This window comes from Shewanella sp. SW32 (assembly GCF_025653365.1).
Classification (GTDB): domain Bacteria; phylum Pseudomonadota; class Gammaproteobacteria; order Enterobacterales; family Shewanellaceae; genus Shewanella; species Shewanella oncorhynchi.
In genome coordinates, this window is record NZ_JAKKSJ010000001.1 from 238,728 (window position 1) to 259,540 (window position 20,813).

Here is a 20,813-nt window from a genome sequence, read left to right on the forward strand (position 1 = left end):
TAAGTAAAGAGCAAAGGGATAGAAATAACATGACAAGCGTAAGTCATTTTTATGTCATTGCGTTCAGACTAATACTAACAAATACGTCAGGTGACATATTAACCACAGACATCAGTGCAACACTTTGTATCAATTGCGTTTTATAACTTGAACAGCCTATCTCTCCTCTGTCAACATCTCGTTTCGCTACAGCATAGAAACATAATAACAACATTAAATTCATGGAACCTGATATGCCCTCGCATATACGCCAGTGGCTCGCTCCCATGGAATGCTAAAGCAAAAACACCCCAATGATGATTGAGAATAAGGATATGAAATGAAGAAGTTATCAGGATTACTATTTGTCGGCTGCATTGCCTTGACGGGTTGTGAAGGAAGTACAGATGGTGATTTAACGCCGACGCCACCGACGCCCGATCCCACGCCGCCAGCCTTAGCTGCGGATGTGTGTTATTTGATGAAAACCACAAAAGGCGATATCACACTTGCCATTGACTTAACTAACATGCCAATCACAGGTAAAAACTTTAAGCAGTATGTTGATAAGTCTTTCTATAACGGCACCTTATTCCATAGAACCGTTAATAACTTTATGATCCAAGGCGGCGGTTTTACCACTGGGCTCAAAAGCAAACCAGGCGATGCGCCCATCAAGAATGAAGCCGCAGTCGGTATTAGCAACAAACGTGGCACTATCTCCATGGCTCGCACGGATGATCCTAACTCTGCAACATCACAGTTCTTTATCAATGTGTTAGATAATCCACATTTGGATGCGTCTGCGAGTAATTATGGTTATGCCGTGTTTGGCAAAGTGGTCGACGGCATGGATGTGGCGGATCAGATCAGCATAGTACCGACAAAAAACAGCGGTGGTTTTGCTAATACGCCAGTGCAAGAAATCCTGATTAACTCTGTTGCTAAAACAAGCTGCCCTGCTGCTTAAGCATCTAAAAGACGCACAGCTAAACGACATCTAACTAAAAGCAAAAAAGCACTGAAGATTCAGTGCTTTTTCATTTTAAAATCTAATCAATTTAAAGCATGAGCTAAACGATTACTCATCCCCTTGGATCTTCCCTACCAAGAGCATAGGCGCCGCATCAATTTTATCGGCGTCCATCATAGTCGCTATACGCTCAACGGCTGAGAGCAATTGGCTCTGCTCCCATTCTTCAAGATTCTGATAACGCTTAATAAAATGATCCTGTAACGGTTTAGGAGAGTCCTGTAACAGCGCTCGTCCCGCATCGCTAAGGTATAAATGCACCTTACGTTTGTCAGTCTCACTGCGCAGACGGATCACTAAACCACGGCCCTCGAGTCGATCGATAATGGTCGTCACGGTGGCAGGGCTGAGCGTAATTTCTTCCGCCACGGTTTTCGCCAATGGCGCATCCAATTGGGCGATTTTCTGCATCACCATCAATTGCGGCCCAGTTAAACCTGAGTGTTTGTTCAGCTGGCGAGAATGAATGTCGATAGCGCGTATCACTCGGCGCAGCGAAATAAGCAGTTGTTCGTACTTTTCCATCGTTCTTTTCATTCTCCCCATTCTAAGCAACGAGTGCACCTTACCAGAAAGCGCGACTGAACTCACCAAGAGGAGGCACTTTTATGGTAAAAGTCCCTTAGATTACAACATGAATTGACGCGATACCGACAACACTAAACGCTCGTCACTGGTATCTAAGTTCATGCTGGTATCTTCGGCAGCAAGGCTAAAATCGAAGCCACTCCAGTTGGTCAGATAGGCGATACGGAAATGATTAAAAGATTTGCCACCATCCCATGACCATTTATCCTCATCAAGTGATGTCGAGCGATCGACACTAAAGCGAATATCATGTCCTTCAGCGACACTGACAGTATGGCCAAGCAACATAGTGTAATGCTCACCACCCAAACCAAAGTAATCCCATGTATAGGTCAACTTAGCCTCAGAGTGACCCAGTGAACTATCATATCCTAACTTGCTATACAGCTCAGGATAGTTGTAGTCATCGGAAAACGACTCGCCGTGGTAAGTGTAATAAGCCAGTCCGACATCGAAACTCAGTTGCTCATTGAGCTGATAAAACTTACCCGCATAGGCATCGAGTTCCAACCAAGTGCTGTCGTTTCTCCCAAAGTCGACGTTCGACGTAAAGCCACCCACATACCATCCCGAATCAAAACCGTAATCCAAATTGCCTTGCAGCGCTGGGCCGTTGTCCGTTTGGCTGACACCGTTAAAAGTGTAATCCGACGTCGCCGTCACAGTGGCCGATAATCCGGCATTGGCCGCTGTTGACACCAATAACAATCCGCCGGCGACAAGATAAAAACATTTTGATTTCATTATTAATTTTTCCATTAGTTGGCTAGCTCAATTTTAGTAAAGTCGATTTTGTTCTCTTTTGGCGAGCGCTCAATGGCACGAACAGTTTGCAATTGCGTCATCATGATGTAACCAAAACAGCTAAAGATCAGGCCCAGTGCGATTGCACCAACCCATTGAATTTGAAGAAAGTCTAATTGAAAGAGTAATGTCAGACTGCAGAGCAACACTAAGTTAAAGCTGACATATTTAAGCTTGCCTAAACGCTCAATCGTCAGATTAAGATTGTCGGTATACAGGCGTACCAGTGAGTCGAGTGAATTAATCACAAAGGTCACCCCTACAATCACCATCGCCAGATTATAGAAGCCCGAGGTATCTAACCCATTGGCGCTGTAGTAATAAAGCACGGTGAACCAGATGGCGATGGGAATAGACGGAAACACCATCATGGCCAGCAGCACTTGGTAGGTTTTCATCCCGCCGACAAAGCGCGAGGTAAATTGACCAATCATAATGCTCCACGCAAACCACCAGAACAGATAAAACTCATGGTAGTCGTTGATGGGTAAAACAAAATGTTGAATATTGCCGAAATAGTCGCCCAGCATGGCAAAGGTCGTAAAGAACTCGCCCACACTTGAGTCAGCCGATAAAAATGCACTGGCCCACATCATGGCAATCAAGCCTAAAAATAACCAAGTGCTGGCTAAGCTCAAAATACGCACATAACGTATGCTAGTGCTGGAATATACCGCCGCGGCAATCACCATAAATACGATTAAATAAAAGCTACCGACTATGGTTTCGCCATCACCTAATTCGGGTAAGTACCAAGGTAAATTGCTCAATAGCAAATAGGCGGTAAAGGCGCAGGTGCCAATAATTACGATATTATTGATGAACTTAACCCAAGGAATATCGAAGAATCTCACCCTAGGCTCGATGACACAAAAATAAAAACAGGTTAAAAAGTAGAAGCTCCAAATCAAGAAGGCCCAGAAGCCAAACTCAATCGCCAGCGGATTACTAAAGCCATATTCAGGACTCGCCGCCACATTGGCGTAACCCGCAAACTCGGTGAGCGGAAACATGATCAAGCCAACATCAAGTCCTGAGGTAAACAGAATCGCGATAAAGGTAAAAGTACGCACAGGCGTCACGCCGATACAGCGAATATTGCCCCAACGGTAAATCACAAACGCAATCGCGGTAAAAGTGAACAGTATCCCAGCGGATAATAACCAGGTCATAGGATGCACTCCGTCCCAGTCGATACTGGGTATAAGTCGGCATCTGGATATAAACCCATAAAATGTAACTCCATGTTTTTATTTAATAATAAAAACTGAACCATTTTTAAAGGCAACGTTCTGCCCTCAAGCCTTAAATATCGCTACTTAAAAATACTCCGCGATAGTTAAACCCTGATAGATGATCAGTCGTGAAAGCGGTCATTTGCACACTCACTGCGGGCTGACCGACCCTTTAGATAAAATGAATCATGAGCCTTATTTTCAGTAATCAATTAATGAGTTTTGAGTCATCAATTAATGGGCTTTGTTTCCTAATAGTGAAATCCAATGTTTTTCGGGTTTAAATCAAAATAATATTCTGATTACAGATAAACGACTGACGATGAAACAAGGGTTTTAAGCGCCATGCTGGCGCTCAGGAAGCACTCTGTAGTTATTTGTGCTTTTAGGAAACAAAGCCCAATTAATGCGTCACTTAACATTGAAGCCGCCAGTCCGCCTATAGGACGGACCGAGCAGGCATGTTGTGCACTTATGGCGTTAACTTGTAGCTGCGCTTCTTTGTGTGGTTTGCCAAGCGTCGGCAAGCACAACGGCACAGTCTGCTGGCGCTAACATCTCAGCCTCTAAAATCAGATCCGCGGCGCGCTCAGCCAACATTATGGTCGGCGCATTCAAATTGCCGTTCGGGATAGTCGGGAAAATAGAAGAATCCACCACCCGTAAATTCTGCAATCCATGCACGCGGGTTTCGGGATCCACCACAGCCATCGCATCCATGCCCATCTTGCACGAACAAGAAGGATGATAAGCACTCTCAACCGATTGACGCACAAAGGCATCGATTTGCGCATCGGTTTGCACTTGTATGCCGGGTTGAATTTCCTCACCGCGATACTCATCGAATGGCGCTCGATTGATGATTTCACGGGTTAAGCGCACGCAGGCCCTAAAGCCTTCAATATCATCGGGATGCTGTAGGTAATTGAACTGAATTCTGGGCGGCGCTTTAGGATCTGCCGACACTAAAGTCACGGCACCACGACTCTTAGGCTTGTTATGGCCCACATGTACCTGAAACCCATGACCCGCAAAGGCTTCTTTGCCATCGTAACGCATGGCCGCAGGTAAAAAGTGGTACTGTAAATCCGGCCACTCGAGACCCGCTTTTGAGCGAATAAAGCCACAGGACTCGAAGTGATTCGTGGCCCCTAAACCGGATCTATCTAAAATCCACCGAGCACCGATTAAGAACTTGTTAAAAGGATCTAACTTGCCATTGAGTGAAATCGGTTTAAGGCATTTGAATTGGAAATAAAACTCTAAATGATCCTGTAAATTCTGACCAACACCGGGTAACTCATGTTGTAACTCGACCCCAGCATCAGCCAATATTTGGGGATCGCCAATGCCAGATAATTGCAACAAATGCGGGGAACCTATTGAACCCGCGGCTAAAATCACATCTTTGTTACAACGAATATCTTCAACTTTACCTTTATGTTCAATGCGAACGCCAACGGCTGTTTGTCCTTCCAATAACACTTTATGCACTAAAGCGTGGGTCACAACCGTGAGGTTACGTCTGGCCATCGCTGGGCGTAAATAGGCATTGGCGGTTGACCAGCGTACGCCTTTTTTGACCGTCATGTGCATAGGGCCAAAACCTTCTTGCTGCGCCGCATTATAATCGGCGGTCGATAAATACCCCGCCGCAATGCCCGCATCCACAAAGGCTTGGTATAGCGGATTCTGCATCTGATTGCCGTTATTCACCCCTAACGGCCCTGACTCACCGCGATACTCATCACCACCAAAGGCCCAGGTTTCCGCCTTCTTAAAGTACGGTAAGCAGTGGCTATAATCCCAATCGGTCGCCCCTTGCGCCTGCCACTCATCAAAGTCCCTGGCATGACCACGAACGTATACCATGCCGTTGATCGACGATGAACCGCCAAGCACCTTGCCCCGAGGGCAATGCATCTTGCGATTATCTAAATACGGCTCAGGCTCAGTTTCAAACTGCCAAGCATATTTAGGGCTGTTCATCGGAATTGATAACGCTGTAGGCATTTGAATAAAGATGCTCTTATCGCTGCCTCCGGTTTCTAATAACAGCACTTCGTTTTTAGGATCCTTAGACAAGCGATTGGCAAGCACACAACCCGCTGATCCTGCACCAACTATGATGTAGTTATAATATTTTTGCTCTAATGACTGAGTCAAAATGCCTCCTTAAAATGGGCTTTCTAAGGGCTGCAGACCCACATAAACGGCTTTAACTTGGGTGTAATGCTTGAGTGTCTCACTACCGTTTTCACGGCCAATACCCGACAACTTATAACCTCCCACGGGCATTTCGGCTGGCGAGGCGCCATAGGCATTGATCCAGCAAATACCCGCCTGTAACTGATGAATGACCCGATGGGCACGGCTGATATCTTGGGTAAACACCCCAGCGGCCAAGCCCATAGCGGTATTGTTTGCCCGAGCAATCACTTCCGCTTCCCCTTTAAAGGTGAGTACCGACATCACAGGGCCAAAGATTTCCTCTTTACAGATACGCATCTCGTCGGTGCAATCGGTGAAAATGGTTGGGGCGACAAAGTAACCATTGGGTGCATTATCTGGCGTTAACGCTGTGCCACCAGTGAGCAAAGTTGCGCCGTCATCGATACCTTGCTGAATGTAATCGAGCACTTTTTGTTGATGATCTTTGGAGATCAACGCGCCAAAGTTAGTCTCTGGCGCCATAGGATCGCCCACCACAATATTGGTTTGAGTACGCATAAGCAGTTTTTCGATAAAGCGTGCATAAACTGACTCATGGACAAACACCCGCGTCCCATTAGTACAGACTTCACCTTGGGTATAGAAGTTACCGAGCATGGCACCTGAAACGGCATTATCGATATCGGCATCGTCAAATACGATAAGCGGTGATTTACCACCGAGTTCCATAGTGACGTCTTTTAATGAACTTGCCGCCGCGGCCATGACTTTCTTGCCAGTACCGACTTCGCCCGTGAAGGACACTTTGGCAATATCCGGATGCCCCGTTAACCAAGCGCCAACCTTGCCATCGCCCATTACGACGTTAAATACGCCATCAGGTAAACCCGCCTCACTTAAGAGTTGCGCTAATTTCAGTGCGCCAAGCGGCGTTTCTTCCGAAGGTTTAAAAATCATCACATTGCCGCTAGCTAAGGCAGGTGCGGCCTTCCAACAGGCGATTTGCAATGGATAATTCCACGCGCCAATGCCAGCACAAATGCCTAAGGGCTCGCGGCGGGTGTAATAAAAATCCCCACCGACTTGCTGCTGCGCGCCTTCAAGCCCTGGGGCAATATGGGCGAAAAATTCGATAGCATCTGCGCCTGTGACCACATCAACCACTGAGGCTTCTTGCCAAGGTTTACCTGTGTCGCGCACTTCGATTGCCGCGAGTTCATCATTACGAGCACGCAATAATGCGACCGCCTTTAACAGAATGCGACTGCGTTCAGTGGCGCTCATGGCAGACCAAATCGCAAAGCCTTTTTTGGCGCTCTCGATGGCCGCTTGCTGAATTTTTTCATCGGCCACTTGCACTCGATACGCCAATTGCCCAGTAGCAGGATTGACGACGTCGAAGGTTTCGCCGCTGTCGTTAGCGAGCAGCTGACCCGCAATAAAGTTGTACTGTACTTCTACTGACATGTTTTGACTCCATGCTGCTTTATCACATTGTGGATAAAGGTTTTGCATAATTTTTCGGCCTGAACAAAATCCTGCTCAGGGGTTTCACTTAAGGCGCTGCGTAACCAGAATCCATCGATCATCGCCGCCGTTTGCTTAGCAGCCATCAGGGCAAACTCTTTGGGCAACACGTGCCGAAAGGAAAAATGTAAGTTGCTGTATAAGCGGCGACTATTGATATTCTGCAAACGGGCTAACTGGGGATCGTGGACGGCCTGTGCCCAAAAACTCAACCAAGTGTGAGTGACATTTCGCGAGCGCTGTAACTCGGTAAAATTCGCTTCAACTATCATCATTAAGCGCTCTATTGGCGCCAACACTTGTCCTTGGATTCGATTGAGCAACGCTTGCTTTAACTGCTCAAGCAAGTGGCGCAGCGTCGCTTGGATCAAGCCCTGCTTACCACTGAAATAATGACTGATGATCCCCGACGACATCCCCGCCAACTGACTAATGCTGTTGATGGTCGTGTGCTGCAATCCATGCAAGGCAACCGATGCTAATGTCGCATCGATAAGCTGCTGTCTGCGTATCAATTTCATGGCGGTTTTAGGCATAAATACTCAAGGAATAACCACTCTCTCAATACTCTGAACGACGTTAATTGAACGTTCAATTAACAATCATGATAATGATTAGTGATGTAACTATCAACCTAAAATAGCACAGTGACAAAGCTCAAAAGTTAGTTATTTAAAAAAGAATTAATCTGTAAAAACAAGATAAATTTATAGATTTCTTTGACTTACGGCCCTACCACAACCACAGCAGCACGCATAAATTAATATTAGATATCAAACTAATTAATTGGAGTTAATGCTACAAATGAGAGTATTCATGAGGTTTAACCACTGTTAGATTTAACAATTGAGCCGTCAAACTCTGGATAAAAAGTGGGATAAAAAGTAAACGAAAAATGCACAGAAATGATGCATCACCAGGGGCGCTAACAACGCTAAAAAAACCATATCGTACGCCAACACTAATACCCGTCATAAAAGTCCGAAATTTAGTTACCCAGTTCCAACTTTAGTGGGAAATTACCCCCAGATAAGCGCCGAACTCGATCAAGCTCACACTTTCACTACCTCCAAATTGGTAGCTTGATCACCAGAAAAGAACACAACTTAATCTTTACAAGCAAATAGGTGGATTTTATGGCTGCTAAATTTTTTATTCCTTCTGTCAACGTATTAGGCCAAGGCGCAGTGGATGATGCTATCGGTGACATCAAAACCTTAGGCTTTAAACACGCACTCATAGTGACAGATAAACCCTTAGTCAAGATTGGCTTAGTGGGTGAAGTGGCCGAAAAACTCGGTCAAAATGGTATTACCTCCACCATCTATGATGGCGTACAACCTAACCCAACAGTGACGAACGTCGAAGCGGGTTTAGCCCTGTTAAAAGCCAACAAGTGTGACTTTGTGATTTCACTCGGCGGCGGATCACCCCATGATTGCGCCAAGGGTATCGCCCTTGTTGCCACCAATGGCGGCAGCATTAAGGATTACGAAGGGTTAGATCAATCCGCAAAACCACAGTTGCCGTTAGTGGCCATTAATACGACGGCAGGTACTGCCAGTGAAATGACGCGCTTTTGTATCATTACCGACGAAGCCCGCCACATTAAAATGGCGATTGTCGATAAGCACACCACGCCTTTGCTGTCGGTCAACGACCCTGAGTTAATGCTGAAAAAGCCTGCGAGCCTCACGGCCGCAACCGGTATGGATGCACTGACTCACGCAGTTGAAGCCTATGTGTCTATTGCAGCTAACCCGATCACCGACGCCTGTGCGATCAAGGCCATGGAATTGATTCAAGCTAACTTAGTCAACGCAGTTGAAAACGGTCAAGACATCAACGCCCGTGAACAAATGGCCTACGCCCAGTTCTTAGCGGGTATGGCGTTTAACAATGCCAGTTTAGGTTATGTGCATGCGATGGCGCACCAATTAGGCGGTTTCTACGATCTGCCCCACGGCGTGTGTAACGCTTTGCTGCTGCCCCATGTGCAGGAATACAACGCCCAGGTCGTCCCTGCGCGCTTAAAAGACATTGCCAAGGCTATGGGCGTGGATGTGTCTGCGATGACAGATGAACAAGGTGCCAGTGCGGCGATAGCGGCAATCAAAAAACTGTCTGTTGCGGTTAAGATCCCTGAAAACCTGACCTTATTAGGCGTGAAAGCGGAAGATATTCCAACACTTGCGGATAACGCGTTAAAAGATGCCTGTGGATTCACCAATCCAAAACAAGCGACCCATGCGGAGATCTGTCAGATCTTCACTAATGCGCTGTAATTGTGCGCTGTAAGCGCCATACCTTACCAATCGCAAGTTAGCACACAACAATCGTGCGCTAACTTGCTGGATAACGACTTATTGTCCTGCTAGTGCGTAAACACGACTTCATCCTCCAATGAATTCGTTTTAGGCTCCAATAGTGCACAGATTATTGCTGCACTATTGGGGCCTTTTTTACACCTGTATCAACAAGATGGCGAGGTAAGTTGCTATCTTAAAAATTGAGTAACAAAAACCAACATAAAACTCAGTGTCTATGCACCTTTGCACTGACAAAACACTCACAAATCTGCATATTCAAGAAGAAAGGATCTGAACCTCAAATATTCATAGCAAAATGATATAAAAAACGTGATCTCTGTGGGTTACAGACTGTTACAGATCCGATAAGATGGCCCCAGTTCGCTTTTTCCCTGCAAAAGATGAAGCCAGCTGAGAGGCCCGTTCTAACGAATGGGCCTCTGTCCATTCTACCTTCTGCGTTTCCTCTACGACAACTTATGCTGCCACTTACTCATATAGCTCCCATCAAAGTTTAATTAACCTATTTACTCCGCTGTTCGCTCTTTTTATCAATAAGACTTACTGACGACCAAGTTGTTGCTTTATTAATCAGTAATTCAGCAAAAGCGAAACTTCACCCAAAACTGAGATCTAGCACAAAGTTATTGGCATAAAACTCATGCTAAATAGAGACATGACAGATTAAGTAAATGGTTAATTTTCATGCAGTAACTATCCTTCTCCGTCAAAAAACATCAAGGCTAAATAGACTTAATTAATGATTGACCGAATTCAAAAACGATGCCTATGATGGCAACAATATCCTCGAACAGGTAGGTACGCTATGACTGCAATCACCCATGTATATAACTACACAGTTAGATGTCCACATTACAAAGATCCTGAACATCCCGTTACTTGGTTAAATCATATTGAAATGAACCAGTCCTGTGAGATCGCGTTAAATCGCATCACTAAATGGCACGAGCTTTCTGGGGAAAAAACCTTCGAAACGAATAAGTTTGTGGTTCGTAAAGCCGAAAATGAAGATGCTTACTTCTCAATGCAGAGTGATAGACTCAAAAACGACGGCCATGCCTTAGTCACCTTTAAAATCTTTTTAGACGATTGCTGTGACGATGCGGCGCCTGAAGAAATCATGCAGCACCTGATTGAAGACTATCAACAACGCTTAGCCAAACTCGAATAATCTTTGCAGTATTATTTAGCGACCTTAGACGCCAGTGCGCAAAACGCCACTGGCGTTTTTATTTGTCGAGTTCGATAACTCAATCCACGACGTCATTTAATGCTCTTAGTTTCACTCACTCGGTTGATACTCGAACAGAAGCATTGCAACAGCGGCTCAGCAGATAATGTCGCCATAGCGTGATTCAGCTCAAGATCTGTTATATTGTCCCGAATGTCATTTTGCACAGTAAAAATGGCAAGGCCCAGTAAATTGAGTTACGAACTTAAATTGAGGATTGGCATCACAATGAATAAAGCGACGCTCATTATTATTCCTTTATTACTCGCTACATCCGCCTGTGCGGATTTAAAGGACGCAGGCCGTGCCATCGGCACAACGACTAAAGAAGTCACCACTGAGATAGGCCACGCGACTCGAGACACGACAAAAGCCATAGGTCATGCTTCACGGGATGCGGTCAAATCGGTAAAAGAAGATTTAACCAAAGACTAATGACAGTGACGCCTAGGCGTCACTGCTCATTTTAAGCATCTTATACATTTAAGCATCACGCATTTTAAGCGCCACGCCCCTTAAGCCGCATTCGCCCGAATACCATGGGGAACGGGCAATCCTTGGGCATTCACATGCACAAACACCATCTTATCTATACTCACCACTGGCGCCTGCGTCATCTTATTACGTACTTGACAGCTGACAGTAATCGAGCTGTGGCCGAGACTCACTAGCTCCAGACCAAACTCAATCACATCCCCTTGATGCGCTGGCGTCATAAAGTTGATTTCAGAAATCAACTTAGTCACATGACTTGTGCTCTTCATCTGGCAGGCAGCAAAAATAGCGGCCTCCTCATCTATCCAACTGAGCAACTGACCGCCAAACAGGGTATTTGCTGGATTTAAATGTTCAGGTTTAACTAAACGGCGACTGTAATATTTCATGGCGGTGACCTCAATGTGAATGCCAATAATCAGCTTTAATGCACTGTAACTTCCCGTAATATTCAGAGCATTATTCAGGCCACATTTGATAGTTATTAAATAACAATGAGATAGCAATAAGTTGCTGTAAAATAATCCGATTATTGCACCAAGCCGTATCAGAGTTGCACCATATTAATCAGCGCAATAGTGAACCAATAAGCAAAAAAATAGCGACTCATAGAGTCGCCAAGCTAAGGCAAGCAAAAACTTACTGGGTAGGAAGTTAAGTCACAAAATTTGACTTAAAAACCCGCACAGCACATGTAGGCGAACTGCACGGGGGACAACAGCTGCAGAGCAGCTAAACACAGGCTTACGGGTAACACTCTTTCATACTCAACTCGAGATTTAAGCTGCAAGCTCGGTAACTCATCACAGTCCGCCCTTGCCCTCTATTTCGAGTTTTTAACCACGCCTCACCACATATATCAATGTAAGGCGTGCTGAGGAGTGATCCACAATCACAATGGATCATCCTAAGCGCTGCTTACTGCTTAAAACTGCTCTTCTTCGGTAGACCCAGTCAGTGCAGTCACTGATGAATGGCCACCTTGAATAACCGTAGTCACTTGGTCGAAATAACCTGTGCCCACTTCCTGTTGATGCGCGACGAAGGTGTAACCTTTCTTCGCTGCAGCAAACTCAACTTCTTGAACTTTCTCAACATAATGCTTCATACCTTCGCCACGAGCATAGTCATAAGCGAGGTCGAACATGTTGTACCACATGTTGTGGATGCCGGCTAAAGTGATGAACTGGTACTTGTAGCCCATGTCTGATAATGCTTGTTGGAAGCGCGCGATAGTGGCGTCGTCCAGATTTTTCTTCCAGTTGAACGAAGGCGAACAGTTGTAAGCAAGCAGCTGATCTGGGTACTGAGCATGAATCGCTTCAGCAAAAACACGCGCTTCTTCAAGATCCGGTTTTGCGGTTTCACACCAAATCAAATCCGCATACGGAGCATAAGCCAGACCACGAGAAATCGCTTGGTCAAGACCGGCTTTAACACGGTAGAAACCTTCATTGGTGCGCTCGCCAGTCACGAAATCACGATCGTATGGGTCGCAATCTGAAGTTAACAAATCGGCCGCGTTAGCATCGGTACGTGCGATAACCAGCGTATCGACACCGCTCACATCCGCCGCTAAACGTGCAGCAACCAGCTTTTGTACCGCTTCTTGGGTTGGCACTAATACTTTGCCGCCCATGTGGCCACATTTTTTCACTGAAGCTAACTGATCTTCAAAGTGAACACCGGCAGCGCCCGCGTCGATCATCGACTTCATCAGTTCGAAGGCATTTAATACGCCGCCAAAACCCGCTTCTGCATCAGCAATAATTGGCAGAAAGTAATCAACAAATTTTTCATCTTCTGGATTTACGCCATTGCCCCACTGAATTTGGTCGGCGCGACGGAATGAGTTATTGATGCGTGACACCACAGCTGGCACTGAGTTGGCAGGGTATAAAGATTGATCTGGGTACATAGTGCCGGCTAAGTTAGCATCGGCTGCCACTTGCCAACCTGAAAGGTAAATCGCTTCGATACCCGCTTTCGCCTGTTGTACCGCTTGACCACCCGTTAACGCACCCAATGAATTCACATAGCCTTTTTTAGCGCCACCGTTAACCAATTCCCATAACTTAGCAGCACCGCGCTTAGCGATAGTATTCTCAGGCACGATTGAACCGCGAAGCGCAACCACTTCTTCTGCGGTATAAGGACGACGCACGTTTTTCCAACGTGGGTTTTCTGCCCAATCTCTCTTGATTGCATCAATCTGCTCTTGACGTGAAGTCTGAGTCGTTGCCTTAGTCATAGTGTCGCTCCTTTATCTTTGATGTTGTAGCTATCATGAAACTGCCCCCCAGTTTCACTCTGCTAAATTGTTTGGTTGACGGTAGCCCCGCCACAGCTAAATCTGGTTTACCTAAAACGGTTCAAGCAAATGAGTTCATTCTAAGCTGTCAGCATTTCGTAACCGGGTAAGGTTAAGAAATCGACCAGCTCGTCGGAGGTGGTAATGTCTTCAAGCAACACCGCTGCTTGGGTGAATTTGCCATGGGTGAATCTGTCGCTACCCACTTCTTTTTTCACGTTCGACAGCTCTTCAACCAACATGTCTTTAAAGAGTTGTTTGGTCACTAATTTGCCGTTTGATAGCGACTTACCGTGTTGGATCCATTGCCAAATTGAAGCCCTAGAGATCTCAGCCGTAGCCGCATCTTCCATTAAGCCGTAAATGGGCACACAACCATTGCCGCTGATCCACGCCTCTAAATACTGCAGGGCGATACGAATGTTCAGACGCATCCCTTGTTCAGTGCGCTCACCGTCGCAGGTTTTAAGCAGTTCGCTAGCCAGAATTGGCGCATCGACATCACGGGTAATATGTAATTGATTACAGTGATCTTGGCCTATGTATTCGTTGAAAATCCCCATAGCGGTGTCGGCAAGGCCAGGGTGCGCTACCCAAGTGCCATCGTGGCCGTTACGCGCTTCTAGTTCTTTATCCTTACGCACCCGCTGCAATACGGCTTCGTTCTGAGCAGGATCTTTAGCAGGAATAAAGGCTGCCATGCCGCCCATCGCTAAGGCACCGCGTTTGTGGCAGGTCTTAATCAAGAGTCTTGAATAAGCGCTTAAGAAAGGCGTATCCATAGTGACGGCTTGGCGATCCGGTAAGACTCGGTCGCTATGACGTTTTAATGTTTTGATATAGCTGAAGATGTAATCCCAACGACCACAGTTGAGCGCTACGATATTGGAACGTAATTCATAGAGAATTTCGTCCATTTCGAACACGGCAGGCAAAGTCTCAATCAAGCAAGTACATTTAATCGTGCCCGCTTGCAGACAAAACCGTTCCTCAACAAAAGCAAACACTTTTGCCCACCAGCGCGCTTCAATATGACTTTCTAACTTAGGAATATAAAAATATGGACCACTGCCCTTGGCCAAAAGTTGGCGATAGTTGTGGTAGAAATACAGTGCGAAATCAAACAGTGAGCCAGGAATCGCTTTGCCATTAAACTGCACGTGTTTTTCTTTAAGGTGCAGACCACGAACGCGGCAGATAAGCACTGCAGGATTTGGTCCTAATTTATAGTGCTTACCCGTGTCCGGTGCTGTGTACTCAATATCACCACGCACGGCATCACGTAGATTGATTTGACCTTCGACGACTTTTTCCCAGCTTGGTGCTAAAGAATCTTCGAAATCGGCCATAAACACTTTGGCATTGGCGTTAAGTGCGTTAATCACCATCTTACGTTCAACGGGACCTGTGATTTCCACGCGGCGGTCGAGCAGATCATTTGGGATCCCACGGATTTGCCATGCACCATCACGGATAGCGCGGGTTTCAGGCAGAAAGTCGGGTAATGACCCTTTATCGATACGCGCTTGCTTTTCTTTACGCTTAGCGAGTAAGGCAGGTACTTCGTCGGCAAACTCACGACAAAGGGATTCGAGTAAGGCGACAGCCCCTTCGGTAAATATGACTTCTTGGCCTGGAATGTCACGCCCCACAATATTCAGCGTGGCGTTTGCTGTAGCTTTACCCAGTGTTGAATTCAATTGCTGTTCACTCAAAGTGTGTTCCGTCATCTTGATGCCCTCCCAAGAGGCTCCACTATCACAGGCTTAACGCTGACATATAAAGCAGTAGCATCCCCAATCACCACTGCTTATAAACTCACCAAAAAACCATCAAATGTTTGTTTCGAACTAAAACTTACCGACAAACGTTTGTATTTGCAACAGTCCAAGATTGACAAAAACATGCATTAACCTAAGTAAAAACCATGCTGAAATTGGTCTGACCAAGCAATAAAATAAACAACAAATAACTGATAAATATGCAATTGAACATTTTAATCACATATGACAATTGCAGTTAAATGAAACTTGTCAGACAACTTTACCAATCAATACGCAAAGTAATTAATTACGTAATTAAATAACTTATAGTAAATTTATTATTACATCATTTTTACTCTATTAGACCTAAGTAGAAAATGCTCAATGTTTTGAACTAACCTAGAGGTAAGTCAGATAAATTCATATAAATCATAATGATAAAGACTGTTGCCATTGTCACAAATTTAAACGACCGTTTCATTTTGACGTTTACGTAAACGAAATAAGTATCATGTGCGATTCAAACTAAGTACCAGGTTGCGTTTCCCGATCAACAAGGTGGGATGTGATGGTTAACTCAAAAAATAAATCACTTTTTTATAAAAAAAATGAAACAAATTTGACATTACAGCGGGATGGAACTTAGACGCGACTTTTTATGAAGCTTTTCTCCTACGAGAACCCATACCTTACTTCCTCAAATACATGCCTTTTCGTAACACTTATTCGCAGCACTGCACATTTCAACCACGACATCTGAAACATATGTTGCCAACTTAAATGCAAATCATTACTATTCGCGACCTATTTATTTGGGGGAACCATTAATGAAATCATTTCGTTTGTCACTAACTGCACTCGCCTGCCTTTCCGTTTTATCGCAAACTGCATCCGCCGAAGCTAACTCGAACTCGGTATCAGCAAATACTGAAGCCAACGTTGAGCGCATCACAGTTTATGGCAGACAAAACTCAGTGGTGAAAAATTCAGGGCTAGCGACTAAATCCGACATGTCTCTCATGGAAACACCCGCTGCAGTTGTAATTGTTGACCAAGAACTGATCGAAACCCAAGGTACAGATAATCTGCAAGACTTGATCCGTAACATCAGTGGTGTGACTCAAGCGGGTAATAACTATGGCATCGGTGACAACATAGTCATCCGTGGTTTAGGCGCAAATTACACCTATGACGGTATGTATGGCGGTGCAGGCCTTGGTAACACTTTCAACCCCACGCGCTCTTTAACCAACGTTGAATCCGTAGAAGTATTAAAAGGCCCAGCGACTGGACTCTATGGCATGGGGAGTGCTGGCGGCGTCATCAATTTAATTGAGAAAAAACCGCAATTCGAGTCAAAAAACAAATTTACCGCCGAAGTTGGACAATGGGATACCTACTCCCTTGCTCTGGATAGCACAGGCGCCCTGAATGATGATGTCGCCTACCGTTTAGTGGCAAAATCCGGCCGCAGTGATGGGTATCGCGATATCGGTACAGACAGAGACGAAATCTATGGCGCCTTAAAATGGGTATTAAGTGATAGCCAAGATGTAATGCTTTCAGGTGCTTACATCAAAGATGCTATTGCCGTTGACTCTATTGGCCACCCGATTCGAATTTACAACGCCGATTCAGTCGGCGGTAAGAGCGCGGGAGAGGTCACTTGGCAGGATTTGATCAACGATCCAAGTGGTAAGGGTCTACAACTGACCGATGCACAGCGTCAGCAGCTAGCGGACTCGTTGTCGGGCGCTGACGGCTTAAGGCCCTATTCATTTGGTGATGCAGGGCTGATTTCACCAATGGCGAAGGACAATGAAGGCGAAGAGTTAAGATTTAAACTAACCCATAATATTTACTTCAACGATAATCTGTTTCTTAATCAGCAATTACAGTATCGCGACTACACTTCAGGCTTCGCCCGCCAAACAGGTGCTTATAACTACGTCTACTGGAAACAAGGCAAAAACCCGATCAACGCTGATCCCCGCGCGCCATTAGTTGAAAACGGCGTGCTTTATCCTTTTGCTGCAAGACGTCAGGAATACCGTAAAGTGGATGCCGACGAGACTTCGTGGCAGTACTTTGCCGATTTACGTTATGACTTCCAAATTGGCAATATAGACAATGAATTATTGGTCAATGCCAACTATGAAGACCGTAATATTCGCTTCCAGCAATATTCTATCTACGATGCGGATCAAATCTTTAAAAACAAAGATGGCAAAATCATTTACCAAGGATCTCTGCCTTATATATACGACATCCGCAATCCTAATTGGGGCACAGGTAAATTCGAGGACTATGACCCACTCAAAACCGCTAACTATGACAAAAAAGTCAGCGCTTGGGGCGTAGGCTTACAACATGTCAGTTATCTGCCATACGGCTTTACCACACGTATTGGTGTTGCCTTTAATGAAATTAAACAAGCCTATGAGCACTTTGGTGTTGATCCACGCTATAGCACTAGCCAATCCCAAGCGACACCAGAAGCCGATACCACAGATAACGGTATGACCTATAACCTAGGGTTAACCTACATGCCGATTGAGGATTTATCATTTTTCATCAACCATTCTAAAGGGCGCACCGCTTACAGTGTACTTGATGCAGTAAAAGATAATGCTACCGACCGAGATGATTCAGAATCAATTAGCAATGATCTAGGTATGCGCTTTAAAGCATTTGAGGATCAATTGCTTGGCTCACTGGTATTCTTTAAAAGCTCGCGTACTAATGTCGCCTATAACAACCCTGATTATACCAATGGCATATTAACCCCTAATATTCCCGTATATTTTTATGATGGCAGCGAAGATACTCAGGGGGTCGAACTCGATCTCAATGCCCACCTGAATGATCAATGGCGCGTTAACCTTAATGGCATGTACCAAGATGCAAGGGATAAGCAAAACCCGAATGACGTCGCAAATTACGACAGCCGTCAAAAAGGTGTGCCTTATGTCACTGCCAGTGCTTGGGTTACCTATGGCGCGGATTGGTTTAGATTATCAAGCCCAATCGAGCTGAGCCTTGGTGCAAAATTTGTCGATGATCGCAGTACGCACTCAAGCTCATTTGGTATTCCAAACGGTTACGTGCCTAGCTATACCGTCGTTGACTCGGCGGTGAGCTACAACGCGGATTCTTGGAAAATCCAGTTAAACATCAATAACCTTTTCAATAAAGACTATTACAGTAAAGCCATGTTCCTCGGTGGTATGCCGGGTGAAGAACGCAACGTCAAACTGCAATACAGCTATAGCTTTTAACACTTAAACATCAGCGTTAAATTTGATGTTGTAAACCAATAAAAAAGAGAGCATTTATGCTCTCTTTTTTATATCCAAATCAGAGTGACAACATTAACTCACATTCTCCCTATCGCCACGCATGAGGGATTCCAACTCTGCCTTACCCTTATTCGATAGATTGATTAACGTCGCCAAATCATTTTGATGGGCTGCGCTAGCAATCACCAGTTTCTTATCATGTTCAGCAAAGATTTTTACCCGCTCATTGGCTTGTACCTGCGATAAACCTAGACCTTGGAGAATCTTCTCACTGGCAGATAGCGCCGAACCAAAGGTCTCACGAAACACATCCGTCACCCCAAGGCTCATCAAACGATAAGCATGGTTACGGTCCCTCGCCCGCGCGACTATGTTGATATGGGGAAAATGCGTTTTCACTTGCTGAGCAATTTCAATGGAATCCTCAACACTGTCCACGGCAAGCAATAGTAATCTAGACCGAGCAATCCCCGCCGACATCAACATGTCTAAGCGTCTGGCATCACCAAAATACACTTCACCACCGTATTTACGAATCACATCCACATGACTCGCATCCTTATCCAAGGCGACAAAAGGGATACCTGATGAGGCCAAAATACGCCCCGTGATCTGGCCTACTCGACCAAATCCAGCAATCACCACTTCAGATTCGGTGACATTAATCGTATCTGGCAGACGAGTATCCACCACTTTGGCTTTAGTTGCTCGGAACAAAGTAAACAATATCGGCGTTATTGCCATAGACAAACCAATAGCAAGCACAAGGACTTGCGCAATTTTATCGCCGACAATGCCAGATAACTGCGCCTGGGATAACAGCACAAAGGCAAATTCGCCCCCTTCTGCAAGGATCAACCCCAATGCAATACTCGGTCGCCATTTGTGATGCCGAATGCGCCCCAGCACCATCAGCACAAAGGTTTTAATCAGCAACATAGCCATTAAAATGCCCAGAATAAGCAACGGATCAGATATCAATAATTTCAAATCCATACTCATACCGACAGCCATGAAAAACAGCCCAAGCAATAAGCCTTTAAAAGGTTCTATGTCAGTTTCGAGCTGGTGCCGATAACTTGAGTTAGCGAGCATAATACCCGCCAAAAATGCCCCCATGCCCGCAGAAAGTCCCAACCACTCCATTAACTCAGCACTACCCATGACCAGCAATAATGCAAAAGCGGTGAGCACTTCACGCACCCCACTGCTTGCCACTAGTTTAAGGAATTTAGGCAGTAAATATTTCCCCACTAACACAAAACCAACGAGCGCAAGACACGTCCAGTACCAAGGCACCGCATGATGTTCAATCTGAGCAGAATTGGGCGCCAAATATGCTGTCAGCAGCAACATAGGGATAACCGCAAGATCTTGCATTAACAAGACCCCAAAAGCATCACGTCCAAGTGGGGTTGTGAGCAACCTATGCTCACTCATTAACTGTACGGCAAAGGCTGTCGATGATAAAGATAGCGCGGCACCAACCACTAAAGCCGCCTCAATAGACAAGCCAAAGCCCCAAGCCAAACCTCCAATCGCAGCCCATGACAACAACAGCTGACCACTGCCTAAACCAAAGATAGCACTGCGAAGTTCCCATAATTTACTTGGATTCAATTCGAGTCCAAGTACAAACAGCATAAGTACCACACCTAACTCGGCAAAATGCAACACGGCTGCAGGATCAGAAACCAACGCCATACCACCTGGGCCTAAAATAATCCCTGCTGCCAAATAGGAAAGAATAGGACCCGCGCCAAAACGTTTACCCAAGGGAACAAAAATAACCGCCGCCAATAAAAATAGCAGCACCGACGTGAGTAAACTCGACTGTTCCATGAAGGCTCCAACGGAAAAAGGAATGCGCATTGTTCTATGTAAGGACCCAGCAATAGCTAGGCAATTATCAGCTATGATATCCCATTTATTTATTAACAAGGTCAAGGCAATTCATTAAAAATGAGAAATTTTTGATACGAAAAACACTTAAGCGTAGGGGAAATCAACTGGAGCAACAAAGCAGAGTAAAAGTGCGCTTAGAGA

Annotated in this window: 15 protein-coding genes; 5 read left to right on the plus strand and 10 right to left on the minus strand. The window is 45.4% G+C overall.

The window, feature by feature from the left end; genetic code table 11:
* Positions 1 to 319: 319 nt before the first annotated feature.
* Entirely contained in the window at positions 320 to 949 is a 630-nt protein-coding gene (locus L5M28_RS00910) for a peptidylprolyl isomerase (RefSeq protein WP_173497052.1), read from the plus strand.
* Between the two features lie 111 nt (positions 950 to 1,060).
* Here L5M28_RS00910 and L5M28_RS00915 read toward each other — a convergent pair whose 3' ends face one another.
* The 6 genes from L5M28_RS00915 to betI all read right to left on the minus strand — a co-directional run bounded on the left by L5M28_RS00915 (position 1,061) and on the right by betI (position 7,874).
* Positions 1,061 to 1,537, minus strand: a complete 477-nt coding sequence (locus L5M28_RS00915) for a MarR family winged helix-turn-helix transcriptional regulator (RefSeq protein ID WP_006080852.1) — start codon at positions 1,535 to 1,537, stop codon at positions 1,061 to 1,063.
* A gap of 102 nt (positions 1,538 to 1,639) precedes the next feature.
* Complete coding sequence (locus L5M28_RS00920) at positions 1,640 to 2,344, minus strand: TorF family putative porin (RefSeq protein WP_263202129.1); 705 nt, start codon at positions 2,342 to 2,344, stop codon at positions 1,640 to 1,642.
* Between the two features lie 14 nt (positions 2,345 to 2,358).
* Complete coding sequence (locus L5M28_RS00925; RefSeq protein ID WP_263202132.1) at positions 2,359 to 3,576, minus strand: BCCT family transporter; 1,218 nt, start codon at positions 3,574 to 3,576, stop codon at positions 2,359 to 2,361.
* A 543-nt stretch (positions 3,577 to 4,119) separates the two neighbouring features.
* Positions 4,120 to 5,805, minus strand: a complete 1,686-nt coding sequence (betA, locus tag L5M28_RS00930) for a choline dehydrogenase (protein WP_263202133.1) — start codon at positions 5,803 to 5,805, stop codon at positions 4,120 to 4,122.
* A gap of 9 nt (positions 5,806 to 5,814) precedes the next feature.
* Positions 5,815 to 7,278: a betaine-aldehyde dehydrogenase gene (betB, locus tag L5M28_RS00935; protein ID WP_263202135.1), complete on the minus strand. Its 1,464-nt coding sequence runs from the start codon at positions 7,276 to 7,278 to the stop codon at positions 5,815 to 5,817.
* Positions 7,269 to 7,874 (minus strand): transcriptional regulator BetI, encoded by a 606-nt coding sequence (gene betI, locus L5M28_RS00940; RefSeq protein ID WP_263196269.1) that lies wholly within the window; start codon positions 7,872 to 7,874, stop codon positions 7,269 to 7,271. Before betI ends, betB begins: the two co-directional genes overlap by 10 nt.
* A 600-nt stretch (positions 7,875 to 8,474) precedes the next feature.
* On the opposite strand from betI, the gene yiaY reads away from it, so the two are divergent.
* The 3 genes from yiaY to L5M28_RS00955 all read left to right on the plus strand — a co-directional run bounded on the left by yiaY (position 8,475) and on the right by L5M28_RS00955 (position 11,334).
* Positions 8,475 to 9,623 carry an L-threonine dehydrogenase gene (gene yiaY, locus L5M28_RS00945; protein WP_028760717.1) on the plus strand — a complete coding sequence of 383 codons (1,149 nt, stop codon included), beginning with the start codon at positions 8,475 to 8,477 and terminating at the stop codon, positions 9,621 to 9,623.
* 850 nt (positions 9,624 to 10,473) lie between these two features.
* Positions 10,474 to 10,839: a hypothetical protein gene (locus L5M28_RS00950; protein WP_028760718.1), complete on the plus strand. Its 366-nt coding sequence runs from the start codon at positions 10,474 to 10,476 to the stop codon at positions 10,837 to 10,839.
* 288 nt (positions 10,840 to 11,127) lie between these two features.
* A complete protein-coding gene (locus tag L5M28_RS00955; protein ID WP_028760719.1) occupies positions 11,128 to 11,334 on the plus strand; it encodes a hypothetical protein in 207 nt (68 codons plus the stop codon).
* Positions 11,335 to 11,414: 80 nt separating this feature from the next.
* On the opposite strand, the gene L5M28_RS00960 is transcribed toward L5M28_RS00955, so the two are convergent.
* From L5M28_RS00960 to aceB, 3 genes are all read right to left on the minus strand, one after another.
* Entirely contained in the window at positions 11,415 to 11,783 is a 369-nt protein-coding gene (locus L5M28_RS00960) for an acyl-CoA thioesterase (RefSeq protein WP_006080843.1), read from the minus strand.
* A 536-nt stretch (positions 11,784 to 12,319) separates the two neighbouring features.
* Positions 12,320 to 13,645, minus strand: coding sequence for an isocitrate lyase (gene aceA / locus L5M28_RS00965; protein WP_006080842.1), 1,326 nt, complete (start codon positions 13,643 to 13,645; stop codon positions 12,320 to 12,322).
* Between the two features lie 140 nt (positions 13,646 to 13,785).
* The gene (gene aceB / locus L5M28_RS00970; RefSeq protein ID WP_263196270.1) at positions 13,786 to 15,435 is read right to left on the minus strand and encodes a malate synthase A; all 1,650 of its coding nucleotides are present in this window, start codon (positions 15,433 to 15,435) and stop codon (positions 13,786 to 13,788) included.
* A gap of 860 nt (positions 15,436 to 16,295) precedes the next feature.
* Here aceB and L5M28_RS00975 point away from each other — a divergent pair.
* Entirely contained in the window at positions 16,296 to 18,746 is a 2,451-nt protein-coding gene (locus L5M28_RS00975; protein WP_263202137.1) for a TonB-dependent receptor, read from the plus strand.
* A 93-nt stretch (positions 18,747 to 18,839) separates the two neighbouring features.
* Here the strand turns inward: L5M28_RS00975 and L5M28_RS00980 are convergent, their stop codons facing one another.
* Positions 18,840 to 20,609 carry a monovalent cation:proton antiporter-2 (CPA2) family protein gene (locus tag L5M28_RS00980; protein WP_263202139.1) on the minus strand — a complete coding sequence of 590 codons (1,770 nt, stop codon included), beginning with the start codon at positions 20,607 to 20,609 and terminating at the stop codon, positions 18,840 to 18,842.
* Between the last annotated feature and the right edge of the window lie 204 nt (positions 20,610 to 20,813).